At 64.5% G+C, this 17,776-nt stretch carries 22 protein-coding genes; 10 read left to right on the top strand and 12 right to left on the bottom strand.

From position 1 onward, the window contains the following. Positions 1 to 142: ion transporter (locus GY769_26070; GenBank protein MCP4205393.1), on the bottom strand; the 142-nt coding region annotated here is incomplete at its 3' end. A 234-nt stretch (positions 143 to 376) separates the two neighbouring features. On the opposite strand from GY769_26070, the gene GY769_26065 reads away from it, so the two are divergent. From GY769_26065 to GY769_26055, 3 genes are read left to right on the top strand one after another with little or no spacing between them, the layout of a single operon-like run. Next, the gene (locus tag GY769_26065; protein ID MCP4205392.1) at positions 377 to 1,888 is read left to right on the top strand and encodes a hypothetical protein; all 1,512 of its coding nucleotides are present in this window, start codon (positions 377 to 379) and stop codon (positions 1,886 to 1,888) included. Between the two features lie 34 nt (positions 1,889 to 1,922). Then, on the top strand, positions 1,923 to 2,147 hold the full coding sequence (locus tag GY769_26060) for an antitoxin (GenBank protein ID MCP4205391.1): 225 nt from the start codon (positions 1,923 to 1,925) through the stop codon (positions 2,145 to 2,147). A gap of 3 nt (positions 2,148 to 2,150) precedes the next feature. Further along, complete coding sequence (locus GY769_26055) at positions 2,151 to 2,585, top strand: PIN domain-containing protein (GenBank protein MCP4205390.1); 435 nt, start codon at positions 2,151 to 2,153, stop codon at positions 2,583 to 2,585. A 48-nt stretch (positions 2,586 to 2,633) separates the two neighbouring features. Here the strand turns inward: GY769_26055 and GY769_26050 are convergent, their stop codons facing one another. Then, positions 2,634 to 3,449: a hypothetical protein gene (locus GY769_26050; protein ID MCP4205389.1), complete on the bottom strand. Its 816-nt coding sequence runs from the start codon at positions 3,447 to 3,449 to the stop codon at positions 2,634 to 2,636. 264 nt (positions 3,450 to 3,713) lie between these two features. Here GY769_26050 and GY769_26045 point away from each other — a divergent pair, with 264 nt between their 5' ends. Then, entirely contained in the window at positions 3,714 to 4,196 is a 483-nt protein-coding gene (locus GY769_26045; GenBank protein ID MCP4205388.1) for a hypothetical protein, read from the top strand. Between the two features lie 39 nt (positions 4,197 to 4,235). On the opposite strand, the gene GY769_26040 is transcribed toward GY769_26045, so the two are convergent. Next, positions 4,236 to 6,410: a protein kinase gene (locus tag GY769_26040; protein ID MCP4205387.1), complete on the bottom strand. Its 2,175-nt coding sequence runs from the start codon at positions 6,408 to 6,410 to the stop codon at positions 4,236 to 4,238. A 419-nt stretch (positions 6,411 to 6,829) separates the two neighbouring features. Here GY769_26040 and GY769_26035 point away from each other — a divergent pair, with 419 nt between their 5' ends. Then, the gene (locus GY769_26035) at positions 6,830 to 7,270 is read left to right on the top strand and encodes a hypothetical protein (protein ID MCP4205386.1); all 441 of its coding nucleotides are present in this window, start codon (positions 6,830 to 6,832) and stop codon (positions 7,268 to 7,270) included. A 110-nt stretch (positions 7,271 to 7,380) separates the two neighbouring features. Here the strand turns inward: GY769_26035 and GY769_26030 are convergent, their stop codons facing one another. From GY769_26030 to GY769_26020, 3 genes are read right to left on the bottom strand one after another with little or no spacing between them, the layout of a single operon-like run. Next, a complete protein-coding gene (locus GY769_26030; protein ID MCP4205385.1) occupies positions 7,381 to 7,569 on the bottom strand; it encodes a hypothetical protein in 189 nt (62 codons plus the stop codon). After that, on the bottom strand, positions 7,541 to 8,083 hold the full coding sequence (locus GY769_26025) for a MarR family transcriptional regulator (protein MCP4205384.1): 543 nt from the start codon (positions 8,081 to 8,083) through the stop codon (positions 7,541 to 7,543). Before GY769_26025 ends, GY769_26030 begins: the two co-directional genes overlap by 29 nt. 21 nt (positions 8,084 to 8,104) lie before the next feature. Then, positions 8,105 to 9,217, bottom strand: a complete 1,113-nt coding sequence (locus tag GY769_26020; protein ID MCP4205383.1) for an isoprenylcysteine carboxylmethyltransferase family protein — start codon at positions 9,215 to 9,217, stop codon at positions 8,105 to 8,107. A 182-nt stretch (positions 9,218 to 9,399) separates the two neighbouring features. Here GY769_26020 and GY769_26015 point away from each other — a divergent pair, with 182 nt between their 5' ends. Continuing rightward, a complete protein-coding gene (locus GY769_26015) occupies positions 9,400 to 10,269 on the top strand; it encodes a class I SAM-dependent methyltransferase (GenBank protein MCP4205382.1) in 870 nt (289 codons plus the stop codon). On the opposite strand, the gene GY769_26010 is transcribed toward GY769_26015, so the two are convergent. The 4 genes from GY769_26010 to GY769_25995 all read right to left on the bottom strand — a co-directional run bounded on the left by GY769_26010 (position 10,255) and on the right by GY769_25995 (position 12,986). After that, a complete protein-coding gene (locus GY769_26010; GenBank protein MCP4205381.1) occupies positions 10,255 to 11,619 on the bottom strand; it encodes an aspartate aminotransferase family protein in 1,365 nt (454 codons plus the stop codon). The two genes, GY769_26015 and GY769_26010, sit on opposite strands and share 15 nt — an antisense overlap. A 109-nt stretch (positions 11,620 to 11,728) precedes the next feature. Then, complete coding sequence (locus GY769_26005; protein MCP4205380.1) at positions 11,729 to 12,250, bottom strand: DinB family protein; 522 nt, start codon at positions 12,248 to 12,250, stop codon at positions 11,729 to 11,731. Positions 12,251 to 12,276: 26 nt separating this feature from the next. Beyond that, on the bottom strand, positions 12,277 to 12,456 hold the full coding sequence (locus GY769_26000; GenBank protein MCP4205379.1) for a hypothetical protein: 180 nt from the start codon (positions 12,454 to 12,456) through the stop codon (positions 12,277 to 12,279). Positions 12,457 to 12,602: 146 nt separating this feature from the next. Next, positions 12,603 to 12,986 carry a cupin domain-containing protein gene (locus GY769_25995; GenBank protein MCP4205378.1) on the bottom strand — a complete coding sequence of 128 codons (384 nt, stop codon included), beginning with the start codon at positions 12,984 to 12,986 and terminating at the stop codon, positions 12,603 to 12,605. 122 nt (positions 12,987 to 13,108) lie between these two features. Between GY769_25995 and GY769_25990 the strand changes: the two genes are divergently transcribed. After that, on the top strand, positions 13,109 to 13,447 hold the full coding sequence (locus GY769_25990; protein ID MCP4205377.1) for a winged helix-turn-helix transcriptional regulator: 339 nt from the start codon (positions 13,109 to 13,111) through the stop codon (positions 13,445 to 13,447). 62 nt (positions 13,448 to 13,509) lie between these two features. Here GY769_25990 and GY769_25985 read toward each other — a convergent pair whose 3' ends face one another. Both GY769_25985 and GY769_25980 read right to left on the bottom strand, forming a co-directional pair. Then, positions 13,510 to 14,487 (bottom strand): cysteine synthase family protein, encoded by a 978-nt coding sequence (locus GY769_25985; GenBank protein MCP4205376.1) that lies wholly within the window; start codon positions 14,485 to 14,487, stop codon positions 13,510 to 13,512. Positions 14,488 to 14,641: 154 nt separating this feature from the next. After that, the gene (locus GY769_25980) at positions 14,642 to 16,423 is read right to left on the bottom strand and encodes a hypothetical protein (protein ID MCP4205375.1); all 1,782 of its coding nucleotides are present in this window, start codon (positions 16,421 to 16,423) and stop codon (positions 14,642 to 14,644) included. 165 nt (positions 16,424 to 16,588) lie between these two features. Here GY769_25980 and GY769_25975 point away from each other — a divergent pair, with 165 nt between their 5' ends. The 3 genes from GY769_25975 to GY769_25965 form a co-directional block, all read left to right on the top strand. Further along, the gene (locus GY769_25975) at positions 16,589 to 17,209 is read left to right on the top strand and encodes a hypothetical protein (protein MCP4205374.1); all 621 of its coding nucleotides are present in this window, start codon (positions 16,589 to 16,591) and stop codon (positions 17,207 to 17,209) included. A 94-nt stretch (positions 17,210 to 17,303) separates the two neighbouring features. Next, on the top strand, positions 17,304 to 17,501 hold the full coding sequence (locus GY769_25970; GenBank protein ID MCP4205373.1) for a hypothetical protein: 198 nt from the start codon (positions 17,304 to 17,306) through the stop codon (positions 17,499 to 17,501). 86 nt (positions 17,502 to 17,587) lie between these two features. Next, a partial coding sequence (locus GY769_25965) for a transposase (protein ID MCP4205372.1) occupies positions 17,588 to 17,776 on the top strand: 189 nt, incomplete at its 3' end.

The following is a 17,776-nucleotide window of genomic DNA, read 5'->3' as shown; positions in this document are numbered from 1 at the left end:
TTTCGAGCAGGACCGCAGCCACGCTCAGGACGATTGCCAGCAGCAGGGCGACGTCGAAGGTCTTGCCGGCGGGCGTGTCGGCCTCGAAGATGACCTCGTGCATCCGGTGGCGCCAGCTGTCATGCCCCGGCTTCTCGCTCATGGCGCCCGAACTGTACCGTACTCTCAACAGGCTGCGGCCCGATGGCAACCTCGCCCGCTGCCGAGCCATCGAGCCGTCCATGCGCCCCTGTCGCGGGCGGGTCTATTCCTGCGCGAGCGGGATCAGGAGCTCCGACCCGAGGCCACCCGATCGGGTGGCCTGGCAATCCCCGTCGTAGGGGTATTGCGAAGAAGATCTTCCGCATCTATTAACGAGGCATCAAGGGGGATTGCGATGCGGCTGCTCAGAGCTTCGTTCGCCATCGTTTGCTGCTGTCTGGGAGTGTTCGCCGGTCCGGCCTACGCCGCCGACCTTCACCTCGATGGCTTCTGCCTACTGCCCGAAGCGATCGTGGCGGCCAACACCGACCTTCCGTTCAGCGGATGCCCGGCGGGCAGCGGCGCCGACCGAATCATTCTTTCCTGGGACCAGTGGCTCGTGGCCGTCGACAACGACACCGATGGTCCCAACGGCACTCCCAGCGTCACCAGCGAGATCACCATTGTCGGGAACGGATACAAGATCCGCCGTAACTCCACGTCGGCGCCGCCGCTGCGGCTCTTCCATGTCGGATTGGACGGCGACCTGACCCTGAACAACGTCGAGATCTGGCAAGGCCTCGCGCCCCAGGGAGGCGCGGTCTACAACAAGGGCGTCCTGACGGTCGTCGACAGCAGTTTCGTCAACAACAGCGCAGAGGGAACGGCGAGCTTCGGCTCGACTGGAGGCGGGGCGATCTACAACCGGCGTGTTGCCTTCATCTATGACACCAGCTTCGGCGGCAACACGACCACCTGGACAGGTGGAGCGATCAAGTCGGGAGAGATCTGCGTCTCGGGATTCTGCTGGATGTCAGTCAATTCGAGCGAGTTCCATCTGAGCTCCGCAACACACGGCGGCGCCATCCGCAACACGGGACCTGGAGTCCTCAACCTGGTCGAGGTCGACATTCGGGAAAACACGTCTAGCAGTGACGGAGGAGGTATCTGGAACTCCGGCCTCCTGACCGTCACCTCCAGTCTGCTGCGAGACAACACGGCAACCCGGCACGGCGGGGCCATCCACAACGAAGGAACCTTTGCCTCCACGATCGCCAACTCGACGCTGTCGGGCAACACCGCGTTCACGGCCGGTGCCATCAAGAGCTTCGGCGGGCTGACGGTCCGGATGAGCACGCTGTGGGGCAACGAAGCTACCGACACAGACCCATTTCACGACCCGGTCGCGGGGATTCTCGCAATCGAGAACATCTCCAATCCGACGCAACTCGAGCGCAGTATCGTCGGCGGCTGCATCGGCGGCTACGAGTGCAGCCCGAGCCACATCGTCGACCTGGGCAACAACCGGGGCTGCGGCAGCCCGGCCGCTTTCGGTGTCGATGACCTTCTGCTGAACAACGGCGGCCCGCTCCGCACTCACCAGCTCTTCTCCTACAGCACGGCCATCGACGCCGGCGGCACCTGCCCCCTGGCCAAGGACATGCGCGGTGTCCCGCGCAACACTCCCTGTGACACCGGCGCCTTCGAGTTCGGTCGTTGCGAGGACGACGTTTATGCGGGCGTGACCGTGGACGGCTATCGAGTCATCCAAATCTGCGAGTACTTCTGGATTTACGCCACGACGGTCGTGGCTCCGGAGGGTGATCTGGTGCTTCGCGCCGGCGAGATGGTCTCGCTCGGCGAGGACTTCGTCGTCGAGAGCGGAGCGGATCTCACCATCGAGATCACCCCCTGGATCATGCCGTAGGCAGCATAGGGCATCATGATGCTATGATGCGCCTGTGCGTACCACCCTCACCATCGACGACGACGTTCTTCAAGCTGCCCGAGCGCTGGCGGCAGCCCGCGGCCGGTCGCTGGGCTCGGTGCTCTCGGAGCTTGCTCGCAAGGGCTTGAAACCCTCGGCGCCGGTAACCTACCGAGACGACTTCCCGGTCTTCGAGGTAAGGGAGGACTCGGCGGTTTTCGGCCCAGAGGAAGTCGGACAGGCCCTCGACGACGAGTAGATGATCTCTCTTCTCGACGTCAACGCGCTGGTCGCGCTCGCCTGGCCCAACCACATTCACCATGAGACGGCCCATCTCTGGTTCGCCGAGCAGCAACCACGTGGTTGGGCGACCTGTTCCGTCACCGAGAGTGGCTTCGTCCGGGTTTCCTCGAACCCGGCGACGACCCCCGAGGCGCGCAGCCCGGCGGAGGCTATTCAACTACTCGAGATCATGGTCGCGCAGCCCGGGCACGTCTTCTGGACCGACGACGTGTCGCTTGCCACCGACGAGCTCGTCTCTCGACAGCGGCTCGTCGGCCACCGCCAGGTCACCGATGCCCACCTCTTGAGCCTGGCGATCCGCCATGGAGGTCGACTAGCGACATTCGACCGCGGTATGCTGCAGCTGGTTCCTCAGGGCAGGGAGCCGCTGGACGTAGTCGACCTGATCGAGTGAGAGCGCCGCAATTCTGCTGGAGAGTCTCGACTGGGCCCGATCCGCCTGTCACTCGCGGCTCAGGCTCCCCCGCGGGACCCTGTTCGCGGTCCAGTCACCGCTGCTGGGGGCACCTCCCGAGACGTCGATCGCGGTCCAGGTGCCATGGATGGAGCCGGCCGCGGCGTCGAGCTCGCCTCGTAGCGTGGTATCGAAGCCAGTCCTCCAATCGATCCGCTCGAGCTCTAGCCGGTTGTTCGAAAGCGTGCCGCGGATCGAGCCCTGGGAGCCGTTCGTGAGGCGGTAGGAGCCGGTCACCAGCGTGCCCTCCGAGTCGAAGTCGACCAGGCCAGTGATGCCGGCGCCGGCCAACTCGATCCGCCACCGGCCATCGAGACCGTTGTCGCTCACCAGGCCGGCGCGATCGAGCTTGGCGATCGCCGAGCGCAATTCATCGATCCGCGTCGCGCGCGCGATGAGGTCACGCCTGAGATGGGCGCTGTCTCGTGCCAGCGCAAGGGCGGTCTCACGAGCGCCGGCCAGCTCGCGCTCGCCCGCTCTCAGGGGAAGCATCAAAGAGGGCTCAGCTCGCGGCAAGGTCTCGCCGGAAGCCGAGATCCCGACTTGCTCGCCGGCAAGGGTTCGCTGCAGCACGCGGTCGAGCAACGCGTCCTGGCGGCTGCCGAGCTCTTCGTACTCGCGCACGGCATCGCGCTCCGCCGAGCGCGCCTCGCGGTACTGGTCTCGAGCTCGCTCGAGAAGCCGTTCTTCGATCTCGAGCTCGGCGCGAAGCGACGCGGCCGGCTTCTGAGCGACCGCCGGCGGCGCCACCAAGAGAGACAACCAGGCGACGACAAACAGACGACTGGGATGGAATGACTTCATCGACGAGCACCCCCTTTCGGACGACGGTCATAGCGTATACGGGCCATAGAGCGCCAGCGCCCAGACGGCTTTCCTAGGCCCTCGCTTCCCTAGCCCCACCCCGACTAATGGGCTTAAGCCTATTCTTAAGGGTATTGCTCTTCCTGTGCCAACGGGCTAGACAGAACCGTTGCGAGCAGAAGTGCTCGGCGGAAGTGAGCCGCCTACCAAGCCAACTTGGCGGCGCGCACAATCTGCGAGGAACACTCCAGGAAAGGAGGACGTATGAGAACCGCAGCATGGGTCTGCCTGGGAATGGTGGCCGCCGCGGGCTTTTTGACCACACCCGCGACATCTCAGGAGATCCCGTCGTTCGAGATCACAGCGTTCGTGGAGGGTCGTCTGTTCAGATTCGAGCCTCGCCTCCCCGTGATTCCGCGCTGGTGCGAGTTCACGGTGACGGCGAATATCTCGTCCAGCGATTTTGCGAGATTCACCCTGTCCGACTTCGAGACCCTGCAGTTCGTGCCAAGCGGTCCCGGCTCTTGGGAACCGCCCCCCAAGGGGCCCGAGGTTCTCATCGTCACGGAAGGTGGGGCTGACCCGGTACGAGAAGCCATCGAGTTCGCGAACGGTGACACGGTGACGTTTCGTCTGGAGGCGTCCGACCAGGGCGAGCGCCAGATGCTCGCCTTCACGGTGACGCTCTTCGACGCGGACGGCGAGGCGATGGCCGCCTTCGTCGATCCGTGGGACATTCAGCCCTGAAGCGGTAGCGATCTTCGCTCAGGAACAGGCGTTCCGCGACTAGAGTCCCGGCTCCGCCTCCAGAAGATCCAGAAATTCCGGGTCGTCCCAGAAGGCCCTGAAGGAAAGGTCACGCAGGAACTCCTGGCGCGGATAGCCGGCCTCGAACGCCAGCTGCACATAGTCGAGAGTCCGTTCTCGATCGCCCGCGAGCGCGTGGACTTGAGCCGCATTGAAAAGTGGATCGGGATCGTTCGGCGCGAGCTCGAGCACTTCTCGGAGGTTCTGCAGCGCTTCATCGAATCGAGCGAGCTTCGCAGCGCATACCGCGCGTAGCCCGAGCCAGGAGCGCCGTCCGCCGGCAGCCAAGTCTCGATCGTAGCTGTCGATCGCGGTCGCGAACCACTCGCGGGCTGTTTCGAAATCCTCGAGCTTCTCGTACGCCTCGCCCAGACTGTGCGGAATGAGCGGCTTGTCCGGATTCATCCGGTAGGCGTCGAGAAAAGCCTCGACGGCTTCGCCGGCTCGGTCCTGACGGAGGTAGATCATGCCGAGGTTGACGGCCGCCGCGTCATCGTCGCCCAGCGTAAGCAGACGCTTGAGCAGCGGAATGGCGTCCAGATCGCGTCCGCTCCTGGCATAGAGGATGGCCAGGTTGTTCAAAGCCAGTTGCGAATCGGGGTCGGACTCGCGCACGAGCTCATACTCCGCCGCCGCCAGGTGGAAGCGTCCGAGACGCATCAATTCGCGGGCCAGAGCCAAACGGGCCCGGATGTCGGCTCCCGCGCGAATCACTCCCTCTCGAAGTTGTCGCAGTCCTTCGTCGGGTCGATCCTGGAGGACGAGGGATTGGCCGAGAAGAGTGTAGGCACAGTAGTCCTCAGGGGTCGCTTCGATGGCGCGCCGCGCCAGCTTGTCGGCCGAAACGGCATCACCCTCGAGCAGGGACAGGCGGCCGAGCGCAACGTAGGCCATTCCTTGATCGGAATCCTCCTCCAGGGCCTGATCGGTGAGCCGGCGGATCTCGTCGGCGCGCTCGGCATCCGCCGATTTGAGCTGGAGTCTCGCCAGGACGGCGGCCAGCCGAGCTTGGATCTCAGGGCGACCCGGTTCAAGAGCCAGAGCCCGGCGGTAGCGCTCCTCGGCTGCCGCCAGATTCTCCTGGGTGTCGCCACGTTGCTCGAGGTGATGTGCCTGGTTGAGGAGCTCTTGGGTCTCGTAGCTGACCGGCCAGCTCGGTTCTTCGCTTTCGCGGGTCAGATACCAACTCCCCACCGCCAGGAGAGCCACGACTGCCAGGGCGGCGGCCAGCCAGCGTCGGCGGCGCTTGGGCTTGCTTGCAGCAAGCTCCGCGCTCGACAATGCCCCGGAGCGAATCTGGCCAGACTCCACTTCTTCTCGGAGCGCCTCGAGCTCGTCGCGAAGGTCCTGGGTCGAGCGAAACCTGTGCTTCGGGTCTTTGACCAGACAATGTCCGATGATCCGTCCGAGGTGGTACGGAAGCTCCGGCCGCAGGTCGGTCACCGGTCGCGGCTCGTGCCGAAGCACAGCCGAGACCACGTCGGCGGAAGTCTCGCCCTGGAACGGACGCCGTCCGGTGGCCATCTCATACAGAACGACTCCGAGTGAAAAAATGTCCGACTCGGGGCCGACCCACGCGCCACGGATCTGCTCGGGAGACATATAGGGAACCGTGCCTTGGATCCGGCCTTCCTCGGTCCAGGTCACGGTCGGCAGCTCGTCCGCATCGCTCGACTCGGGCTCTCTCCTCAGGATCGCCAGCCCGAAGTCGAGCACTTTGACCACGCCCCTGTCGCTCACCATGACGTTGGTCGGCTTGAGGTCGCGGTGAACGATCCGCCTCTCGTGCGCCGCCACCAGGGCGTCCACAAGGGGAACCGCGATCTCGAAGAAGCGCCTGACCGGTAGACCGCCGCGCGGGATCAGGCGAGCGAGCGTCTTGCCCTGCAGCAGCTCCATGGTCAGGAAGTGGACACCCTCCGCCTCTTCCACCGAGTGAATCGTCACGATGTTGGGGTGGCTCAGCGCTGCCACCGCTTCGGCCTCCCTCCGGAATCGGTTAAGCCGTTCCGGAAGGGCCGCAAACTCCTTCGGCAGCACCTTGAGAGCCACCCGGCGCTTGAGACGCCGGTCCTCGGCGAGATAGACGTCGCCCATCCCACCGGCCCCGAGTTTCTCGAGGATTCGGTAATGCAAGAGCGACCGGCCGGTCATGACGCTACGGGTCTCGGGTGTCGGAACTGCTCAGCGGGCCCCGCACTCGCCCGAGCTCGGATCACCCGCCTCTGGGGGCACGGGCCTCCGTGGCGTCTCCAATTGCCTCGACCCGCGATCGCTCGAGGTATCGCGACGAATCCACGGATCGGCGGAATTGGTCCTCCGGGTCGCAGCCTGTGCCCCTGCAGTTTCAGGCTAGCGCTCAGCGTCTCCCGCGTCAATCGGGGCGAGCGCGTTCTTTCCTGCTGCTACACTCCCCGCCAGCCCACGGAAGAGCGCAGTGGTTCCTGCCGCTCCATCGGGATGCTCGGCCCACCCGTTCGGGTATTGCGACCCCCGAAGCTCGGCAGGAAGCTCACCAAAGCACCGGATGGGGGGCGGCTCGTGAGACCCAAGCTCCTGAAAGGAGACAGAAGATGGCTAAGCTGAAGCAACCCTGTGAGAAACCCTGCACCAGGGTCATCAAGTTCATGACCGACCATGTAATCCCGGCCAGCGTCGGCATCAGCTTGCCGCCGTACAAGCGGATCGACGGCTACCGCCACATCAACTTCTTCGTTCAGTTCTCCCAGAAACAATCGGACGAGCCGCCCGTCGATCTCGGCGTCATCTTCGCCTTCGACCGCAACGGCAAGATGGGCTCCCGCCGCTACGTCAATCTGGAAGAGAACCTCGCGCCGCCGCAGAGCCCGAACATGATCAGCATTTCGGGCAGCAACGCCTGGCACGGGAGCCAGTGGAAGATCAGCAGCTACTCGGCTCGGCTTCCGGTGATGGGACCTTGGGTGCAAGTCTTCCCCTTCAACCAAGCTCCCTTCGATCGGACCCTGAGCATCTGGGCCTATCTCGTGTCCTAGGATCGAGGCCTATTCAGCACCCGCAACCGCGGGATGGGCGACTGGCGTCCAATGGGATTGCGAGGTCCGCCCTCCGATCGAGACCTTCTGAAGCGCCGGCCGCCGAAGGCTCAGTCGTGATGCTCGGCCGGCGTCATCTCTTCGGCGCCCGGCAGACGACCCACCAGACGGGTCGGATCATGAATCAACACCGGTAGGTGCTGCGGACAGATCCGGAACTGCGCGCCCCGGTACTCGAGCACGATCAGCGGGATCTCTTCGGAGCCCCGTTCACAAGCTAGACATACGTTTTCTGACATTGGCCTCTCCTAAAGCGCCGATTCTCTCCCGGGCCGCGCTCTCCTGCCACTCCCGGCTCTCTAGCCGAGCCCGGACCTCTTGCACGAGTCGTGTCGCGCGCCGGAACTCGGCCAGGGACTTGCCCTCGGCCAGCTGCTCGAGGAGCTCCGCCTCACGAGCGTTCATCTCGTCGAGAAAGGACTCTCCGGCAGGGGTCAGGACGATCAGCTTCGAGCGCTTGTGCGCGGGGTTGGTCTTGGCGGTCACCAGTCCATCCTCTCGCAGCTCGTTGACCAGCTTCTGAATGTGCTGCCGGCTGACCGCTCGGACTCGCGCCATCGCGGGCACGGTCTGCGGCCCGTCCCTCCCCAGGCTCTTCAGTAGGCTGCGCCTCCCCGAGGAGTGCTTGCCCTGGCCGAGAAACTGGGTCGCCGCGAGCTTCATGCGAAAGAACAGCAACGCGACCTCGTAGGTGAAGGCGTCCACGACCTCGTGGGCTTCGCTGCGCGCTTGGCGGTTTTCTCGAGCGGCCATCTCCACTTCTACCACGGACTGCTAGATCATCGGAGTGGGAATGTCTCCCCAGATCACGTGATCGGGCGGCTCTGAGGTACCGAGCACGGACTTCGACTCGGTGTCGACCCGAACGATCAGCACCGGATCCCTGCCGTAGGCGCCGGTGACGATGGCCCTCCCGGTCGCCCCGGAATGGAGTCGAGCCCGGGTGAACAGGATCTTGTATCGACCGCGCTCGAAGGCGCCGGTTCGGTGACCGCCTCCGACTTCTCGGATCTCCTGTTCCGTATGAAGCGGTAGATCCGGGAGAAACCAGTCGATGGGAACGACGTAGGCCACGAAGCGAGCGTCGAGCCCGGCGGCCGCGAGCCTCTCGGTCAGCTCGGCGTTGGTCAAAGCGACCTGGTAGGCCGCTTCGAGCTCCTCGGCGGGGAGCACCGCGGGAGAGAGCACCGCCGTGGTCTCTGTGTAGAGAGAGCTCACCTGACCGAGCGAGTAGATCCTCAGCGCCTGCGCCAGTCCGAGGCCGGCCAGCAGGGTGATGGCCAGCCAGACCACGAGGCGCCGGGCCTCGAGCGGCTGCGGTACGGCCGGGGCACGCCCAGGGAGCCTCGGCAGAATCCGGCCGGTCCGCCGGAGATAGTCGCGGTAGCTGTCGCCGCACCTCGCCAGGCATCTCTCCTCCTCCCAGCGCGCCAGCAAGTAATAGAGAAACAGCATGGCGAGATAGCTCAGCAGAACCAGGAACCGGGGCCAAACCAGAACCACGCCCAAGCCCAGAACCGCCAGCGCCAGATACTGCGGATGCCGAACCCATCGATAGAGGCCTCCGGTCACCGCCCCCCGACGCAAGAGCTTGCTCCCGTATACCTGTACGGCTCCGATCAAGAAGAGCGCCAATCCGATCGCGGCCACAAACAGACCGACTTCTCGGAGCTGGTTGAGCACCGGGCTGGCGGTGGTCGAGAAGTGAGGCAGAAAGAACCCGGTCAGCCAGGATGTCGCGGGCGAGGCATGCAGCACGTTGAGCGCCGGGCCGTAAGCCGAATAGAAATGCAGAGCGAACGGGCTGATCATGAACAGGAACTCGAGCACCACGACGATGTAGAAGCCCCAAACGGCGGGTTTGAGGTAGTTGCTCTTCCGGGTCATCGGAACCTCCGTTTCTTGATAATGACAATCATAGTTGTCATTACGCAAGAGGCTCGGCTAAGGTTTCAGCTGCAACCTCTGCGTGGGCGCGCCGCGAGAGTCTTGACGGGCCGGTTCTGGGCGCTCGGACTCTGAATGTATAATCGTTTTTTAGCGATCAGAAGACGCTCGAGGTAACGACCATGCAGAACAACGGAAGAGGACCGGTTCTCAGCAGCACGTTCGACCTCGAGGATCCCACCTTCGTCGCGACGTTCGACGAGCTGACCCTATGGTCCGCACGGTTCGGCGTGCTCCTCCTCGACAACCTGAGGCTCCGGCCCGGGGTCGTCGTGCTCGACCTGGGCACCGCCGCCGGGTTCCCCGCGCTGGAGCTGGCCCAGCTGCTCGGGCCGCGCTCGAGAGTGGTGGGCGTCGACATCTGGAAGGAAGCCTTGACCCGCGCCGAGATGAAGCGCGAGCACTGGGGGATTTCCAACGTGGAGTTCCATGCGGCGGACGCGGTCTCCCTGCCCTTCGCCGACGCAGAGTTCGACCTGGTCGTATCGAACCTCGGAATCAACAACTTTGAAGATCCGGAAGCCGTGGCCTCCGAGTGCAACCGGGTGCTCAAGAGGCACGGAACGGCTGCCTTCACGACCAATCTCAGTGGGCACATGCGGGAGTTCTATGCCGTCTTTCGCGAGGTCTTGAGAGAGTTCGGCCGGCCGGAGTACCTCGAGCGGCTCGCCGAGAACGAGGCGCACCGGGGGACCCGGGCATCCGTTCGGGCGCTTCTGGAGAATGGCGGCTTCGTCGTCAGCCGAATGGTCGAGGACTCATTTAACCTGCGCTATGCGGACGGCCGCGCTCTTCTCGAGCATCGTCTCTCGCGAGTCGGCTTTCTCGACGGTTGGCGCGCCTGCGTCGACAAGAAGGACGAGCCCGAGGCCTTTGTGCGACTCGAGAGGAAGCTCGACCAGATCGCGGCCCAGGAGGGCGAGATCCGGACCAAGGTTCCGATGCTCTTCGTCGAGGCCATGAAGAACGAGGGGCCGCTAGCGCAACCGTGAGGCCGAACTCCCCAAGACCCTTGCCACGGCGGCAATCGACCGCTCGACATCGCGGTCAGTCGTCTGCCAGTTGACGACGCTGATCCGCATCGCCCGCATTCCACGCCAGGTCGTGCCGCCGACAAAGGCCTCACCCGTCACGTTGATCGCCTCGATGACCGCATCCGTCCGGGCGTCGTGATCGGAAGGCTTGGCGCCTGGCCGCGGGTCGAGAAAGCGAATCAGTCCCTGATTCAGCCGCGGCCGCCAGAGCACCTCGGCTCCCTCGAGGGCGCCCATGCCGTCGACCAGGGCCCGAGCTTGCTCGCAGGTCCGGTCGACCAGCGCCTGCAGTCCGTCTCGACCCAGCTCGCGCAGAGCGGCGTAAACCGCGAAGCCGCGAGCCCGGCGAGACCACTCCGGATTCCAGTCCATCTGGTCGCGGGCCGTCTTGGTCGCTACCAGGTAGGAAGCCTCGACGCTCATCGCCGCTCTGTGCGCATCGCTATCGCGCACAAAGGCGATGCCGCAATCGTACGGAACGTTCAGCCACTTGTGAGCGTCCACCGCCCAGCTGTCCGCCATCTCCACCCCTCTCAGATGCCTTGCCTTGGCTTCGCTCGCTCGGGCAAACAAGCCAAAGGCGCCGTCGACATGCACCCACGCTCCGGCTTTTCTGGCAATGGGAATCAACTCCGCAAAGGGATCGAACGCCGCGATGTTCAGATCCGCGGCATCCAACACGACAATTGTCGGAATGCCCGTCGGCACGAGCTCTTCTTCGAGAGCCGCCGCGGCTACGCAGCCCTCGTCGTTCGTTCGCAAGGGAACAATGTCCTTGTTGCCAAGACCCAGATAGCGCAAAGTGCGGTCGACCGATGGGTGGCGCTCCGAGCTCGTCAATACCCGGATGGGCGGCGCGCCGAAAAGACCGAGCTCGTTGACGTCCCATCCGACCCGCCGCAAGACCGCGTGCCGAGCGGCCGCCAAGCCCGTGAAGTGGGCCATCTGACACCCGGTCGTGAACGCGAACGAAGCCTCAGGGGGCAGGCCGAACAGGGCCTTGAGCCAGGACCCTGCTACCTCCTCGACAACGGCGGCTGCCGGGCCCGAGGCATACAGTGCAGCGTTCTGATCCCAGGCAGCGGCCAGCCAGTCGGCGGCAAGTGCCGCCGGCAGGGCGCCACCGACCACCCAGGCAAAGAAGCGTCCTCCGGCGGAGCCCAGGTGCGCGCCCTCGGTCGCCGCGACAAGCTCGTCGATCACCCGCTCGGCTTCGACCCCCTCATTGCCGAGCTCGATGCTCAATCGGGAGCGAAGCTCGTCCAGATCAACCGGCTGGCCGACCGGTCGCTCCTCCAAGCTGCCCATGTAGGCTTCGGCATGGTGGAGCGCCCGGCGCAGAGCTCCTATCACCGGTTTGGCCTCGTGTCCGGGCCGAGCGGCCTGTGGCCGGCCGGGGATTCCTTTCCCGGTCACATCAGATACCGTCGAGGTAGCGCTCCTCGAGCACGCTGCGATGATGGATCTCATGACCCGCGATCACGTAGGCCAGGGAGCGGACGGTGAAGGGGCGGCCGCCGGCGACGCCTGTCGCCCTCCAGGTTGCTTCATCGAACGAGGACATGAGGCGTACGGTAGCAGCCCTGACGGCCGCGAGCTCTTCCACGAGATGCGACAGGGGACGATCCGAGGCGTTCGAGCTTCCGGCCCAAACCAAGGGATTCATACCGGGAAGCGGAGAGGGATCCGCCCTCGCAAGGTGAAGGGTCCGATAGGCGTAGAGGCGCTCTGCGTCGCTGATGTGACCGACGACCTCGCGAATCGACCACTTGCCGGGATCATAGCGATACCGCTCCTGATCTTCCGGACAGGTCGCCAGAAGTGTCATCGTCTTTTCGAGACTCTCGGCCAGGATCGAGAGAATGTCTCCATCCGGCACCTGGTCGATATATGTCGAAAAGAAAGGATCGTACTCGGACGTCTCTGGACGATTGCGCATTCTGGAACCTGCCATCCTGCATGCGCTCAGCAGGCGCCATCTGAAGGAGAGGAATCACCGCTCGTTCTTCGCTGGAGGTTGCGCCTCGCTTCGCGGAACTTGGCTTGCACCTGGCCCCCCATGACGGCTACCACGATCGCCTCGACGGCACCGATCTCTTCCCTGCTGATGCCCAGTTCTTTGGCCACGCCAAAGTAGCTTTCCATTCACGGGTAGCAGCCAACGCTCATGGCCGTAGCCAGATGAATCATCAGGGTTGTCTTTTCGTCCAAGAACTCGTTGTGGCGAGCGGAATCGTAGTACTTGGACCAAGCTTCGAGTTGTCGCTTCGGCAGCATCGTATTTTCTCCTCTCAGCAGCCTCGGACGTCATGCCCGTGCAGATTGCCTCGTGCTGTGGGCCGAGCGCGGAGCCTCTCCGCGGGCGGCGACCACGCGTCAACGGCCACCACCGAGTCGACGCTGCGCACGGCGTGGGGCATGTCGCCGGGAATCGCGATTGCCTCCCGCGGTCCAACGACGACCTCCTCGCCCCCCATGTCGAAAACGAGATGACCGGATAGCACGAGGGTGATCTGCTCGCTCTCGTGGCTGTGCTCGGGAAACGAGGCTCCCGGCTCCAGTTCGAAGTACGTGAGCATCGACCGCTCCAGCGAGACCTCGAAGAAACGCGCCCCGGGGACATCGGCACGCAGCGCTAGCTCGTCTGCTCGGTAGTAGCGGTATGGTACTTTCATTATCGTATTTGTACGATAACGAGTGCCTCGTGTCAAGGCCGGTGAACCGAGTCTTTTCCGCCTCCGTGTCCGTCAGCCCTGCTGCTTGACCTCCAATCAAAGAGGCCTCTATTCTCGATTCCATGGTTGGAGCTACTCGTACAAAAAGGGCGAGCGTGCCCGAGCTCTGTTGCACTCTCGACCTCAGCAAGGCCGAGGAGAAACGACTGGTGCGGATGTTCAAAGCACTCGGCAACCCCATCCGCTTCGAGATCATGAAGTTTCTCCTGACCCACCCGGGGTGCATCACCGGCGACCTGGTCGACCACTTGCCGATCGCCCAAGCGACCGTCTCTCAACACCTCAAGGTGTTGCGAGACGCCGGTTGGATCGAGGGCAAGATCCAGGGGCCGGCGACCTGCTACTGCATCGTGGTCGAGCACGTCGAGTGGTTCCGCGAAAGAGTCTCCGCGGTTTTTTGAAATCTTGCCGCCGGCCTGACCATCGCGACCCGTCGTCGACTCAAGCTCGACGAACAGGCCGGTCATTCCCTGGCGCCGTTCCAGTCCCTGGCGGAAGCTTCCAGCCCGCCGCTGTAGGGTTCCTTCGAGAGATACTTCATCCCCGAGTCGCACATCACCGTCACGACGGTCGCGCCAGGACCCAAGCGCCGTCCCACCTCGAGTGCCGCGGCGACGTTGCCCCCGGTAGACGTGCCCGCAAAGATCGCCTCGATCTTCGCAAGTCGCCGGGCCATCTCCATCGACTCCTCCGTCGAGACGGTCGCGATCTCATCAATCGCTTCAGGCCTCCACAGCGGAACCACGAAGCCCGCTCCCACCCCTTCTATCTTGTGGGCCCCCGGATCGCTTCCCGACAGCACCGCGGATTCGGCGGGCTCGACCGCCACGCAATGAATGTCAGGGTTGTATCCGTGAAGGGCTTCGGAGACGCCGCGCGAAGATGCGGCGGTACCGGTGAAATGGACGAACGCATCCACTTCACCCCCCGTCTGCTCCCAGATCTCGGTACCCATCTTGTGGTACGCGCTGAGCTGGTCCGCGTTTTCAAGCTGATCGGTCCAGAAGCCGCCGGTCTCCTCGGTGATCTGGCGGGCCGCTTCGATCATGTTCCGGGTCAGGGCCGCATCCATGCGCCCCTCGACGCTGCGCACGATCGTCAGGTCGGCGCCAAAGGCCGCCATGTGGCTCAGTTTCTCGGCACTGAACGCGTCTGATGTGACGATACTGAGCTTGTAGCCCTTGGCCGCACAGATCATCGCGAGTGAGACCCCGGTGCTGCCCGCCGTGTACTCGATGACGTGGCCGCCCTCCTTCAGCCGGCCGTCCTTCTCGGCGGCTTCGATCATTGCCAGGGCCATGCGATCCTTCATGCTGCCGGTCGGATTCTCTGACTCAACCTTCAGCAGGATTCTCGCGCAGTCCTCGGGAACAACCGGCCCGAGCTCGATCAACGGGGTGTCGCCGATGCGCTCGAGCACGGAGGATTGGATCTCGGGCATGATGAGTCCTCGCCGGCCGGTCTCGAGATGGCCCGATTCCCGTTGCCTGCAGAGCGGTGAGCGCACGCCATCGACCCACAGGTCATAGACCCGTTTTCGGCCTTCTCGATTAGCGTAAATCTACGATATAGGGCCCCCGGTGTCAAACGGTCCCCTAGCGCGAAGAACTGCTTCCGACACCACCCGGCCGAGCCCGCGCCTTGGCGGGCAAGGCGAGCTCCGCTTCCAACGGAAAGAAGCACACCAGCGGCTCGGCCACCTGCGCCTGCCAGGCGCCCCATCCCGCGCTGTCGAGAAGCTCGAGGCCGTCAACGTCGTGGCCGGCAAGAGTGAGCGCTTCGACCAGGCGCCGACAGTCTTCGCCGAGGTCGAGTCCCCACTCCTCCCGGCGCAGCTCGTAGCGGTTCCAGGTGACGAAGAACCGGCTGTCGGAGACCCGCTCGCCTTCGAGAAGCCGAGTCATGAGCTTGCTGCCGAGCGGGTCCAGCAACTGCACCGAGAGGCCGCCGGCCATGCCGAAGATCTCCGGGCGCTCGAGGGCCGCAAAAGCCGCCATCATGCCGGCGTTGCCGACGCCCAGAACCGCTCGCGAGGCTGGACCGCGAATGGTCCGGTAGTGGGCGTCCAGATAGGGCAGCAACTCGTCCGCCAGCATGCTCACGTACTCGCCCGAGCGAGGTCCACCGAATTGATCGCGCGCCGCTTCGCTCGGCTGGTTGACAAGAACCGCGATCACGAGGACCATTTGCCGGCCGATCAGGTGGTTCAGCGAGTTGGGCAGGTTCGCCAGCCTGAGCCAGGCGTCGCCGACGCCGTTGAAGACCAGTACTGGGTAGGCCCGCCGCTCTCGCTCGTAGCCCGGCGGTAGATAGACCTCGATGCGCCGCTTGGCCGCCAGGATCTCGCTGTCGAGCTCGAAGCTCTCGAGCCGGCCGGGGGCGCTGCTCCGATAGGGCTCGAGGTGCTCGGCGGCCCTCCACCCGGGCATCGCCAGCACGGAGACCTCGCCTTCTTCGCCCGGGGCGCGACGCGGATTCAGCGGGTCGAGCCGGCGCTGCTCGAAGTCGACCTTGAAGATGTACTCCCAGCGCACGCCGGGCTCGATCGAGTAGGTCCGGTGGAAAAGGTCGGTGCCTACGATCCGCGTCATCGGTTCTTCCAGCTTGAGCTCGGTCATGCTGCCGGTGATCCCGACGTCCTCGGCCTCGCCTCGGTAGACGAAGTGCACCAGGCGGCGGTTCTCGACGATTCGAAATTCGTCCTGAGCTTCCATGAACTCGTCGATCAGAGCCTTCTTGTCGTCGGAGCGCTCGACCTTCTCGACGAAGCGTGCGAACTCGCTCTCAAGACCCGAAGCGCGTCGCTCCGCAACCCGCGCTTTGCCTGCCACTACCTTCACCGCAGCGATCTCGCGGGTGTCTCGCACGAAGATCGTGCCGCTCGCAAAGCTGGGATAGGTCGAGCTGGAGCGACCGAGGATCTCGGCGCGTGACAGCTCCTCGTATCCGTCGGGCGACGCCTCGGCAACCACCAGCGCACCTCCGGCGCCGAAGATCACCAGCCGGCCGTCGAGGACGATCAGGCCCCGGCCGCCCGGCGGCCTCGACCGCCACACCCGAGAGCCGTCGCGCGCGGAGACACAGGTCAGGAATTCGCCGCTGAACCCGTAGATGAAGCCCTCGTGGACGACCGGCGTCGCGAAGCTCAGCTTGAGCTCCGAGCTCCGCCAGATCTCGGTCGCGACATAACCGCCGCCGGACTCTCGAACCTCGAAAGCGACCGCGCCCCTCCGCCCGGCCAGCAGGAATCGGTCGCCGCCGATCGGCACTGCCGTCGGGGCGAGCCCGGCAGCTTCGCCCGCTCCGGCTGCCGGGGCGACTCCGGCCCAAAGCGCCGCCAGGCAGCTCACGAGAAACACCAGCAGAAATCTCACCATGCGCGTCGTCATCGTCCCCTACCAGATCGAGCTTGGCACGTTGGATTGGCGTTAGCTGACGGCTTTCTTACGAGGCGCACGCCTTAGAGTTCCCTCACCGCCGCATCAGGACTTCCTCATTGACCGACTGCTCCCCTGGTCTTGGACCGACCGGGACGAGCATCCATGAGGAAAATCACCGTATTTCTAGTCCTTCTCGGGGCGCTCTCGGCGCTTCCGGCCAGAGCGGTCAGAGCCGAAAGCCCGGGCGTCGAGCTCGCACAACAAGCCTGCACCGCGCTCAAACAGGGCAATCCCCGCCTCTCGGATGGCATAGGGATCGTCTTCGACAAGAGCGTTGCGCGAAGGATCGTGGAGGAAGCCGTCGGCCGCTGGTCGGCTTGCCGGGAGTACGAGGACGGCTTCCCGCCCTTCTTCGTCGGGCGAGAAGGAAGCCAGACACTCGTGGTGCGGTTCGCCAGAACCAGCAGCGGGCTCCCGCGTTGCGGAAGCTTTCGCGGCCGGACGATTGTCCTCTACGCGTTCGCCGTCGACCGGACCGGTCGCCTGCGCTCATGCAGATCACCGGTCGACCTCCTGGCGCACGAACTGGGACACGCGCTCGGACTGCGCGACGCGCCTGAGGACCTGGCCTGCCATGCCTACACCATGTCCAACCTCCACGACTCCGACCCGCTCAGCCGCCAGGTTCAGCCCGAGGAATGCCGCGCCGTTGCCGAGCGCTGGCTGACTTCCCAGGAGATCGCGCGCGACTCCGCACCGGCGCTCATCGCAGGAGTCGACTGATGGCCGCAACAGCCTCGTGCCAACCCACTTCCCCAACGTTCTCGACGTGGGCATCCACGCCCACGCCATACGCCTCAACGAAAGGAGGCACTCCATGAAGCTCTCACGAATCATCGTCCTGTCCTTGGTGCTGGTCGTAAGCGCCCTCGGAGGAGCGTGCGACAACTACCACAGCCCGACGGAGGCCGAGTTCGAGCCACTCGACCAGCTGGCTGGGATCGAGTGGTACTACAGGAACTGCCCGTCCATCCCCATGGGCACGCCTCCACAGCATCCCTGCAGAGAGCGTTAAGCAGGTGACCGCCCGAGGGGATTGGAGTTGCCCCGATTTTGTGGACAAGTTTCTAGCCCAGAGAATGGGCGGGAAGGAGTTCACGAATGGGCAAGACGAGACGGGGCTTTAGTGACGAGTTCAAGCGCGAGGCGGTTCGTCTGGCGTACGAGAGCGGCCGCCGATTGAGCGATGTAGCCCGGGAGCTGGATGTGCGTCCGGATCTGATCCGGCGGTGGCGCAAGAAGCTGAGCGGGGGTCAGGAGGGGCGTGCGCCGACGACAGAAGAGCAGGAG

Source organism: bacterium (assembly GCA_024224155.1).
In the GTDB taxonomy this organism is placed as follows: domain Bacteria; phylum Acidobacteriota; class Thermoanaerobaculia; order Multivoradales; family JAHEKO01; genus CALZIK01.
Note: the sequence above shows the minus strand (reverse complement) of the source record. Positions and strands in the feature narration are given on the sequence as shown.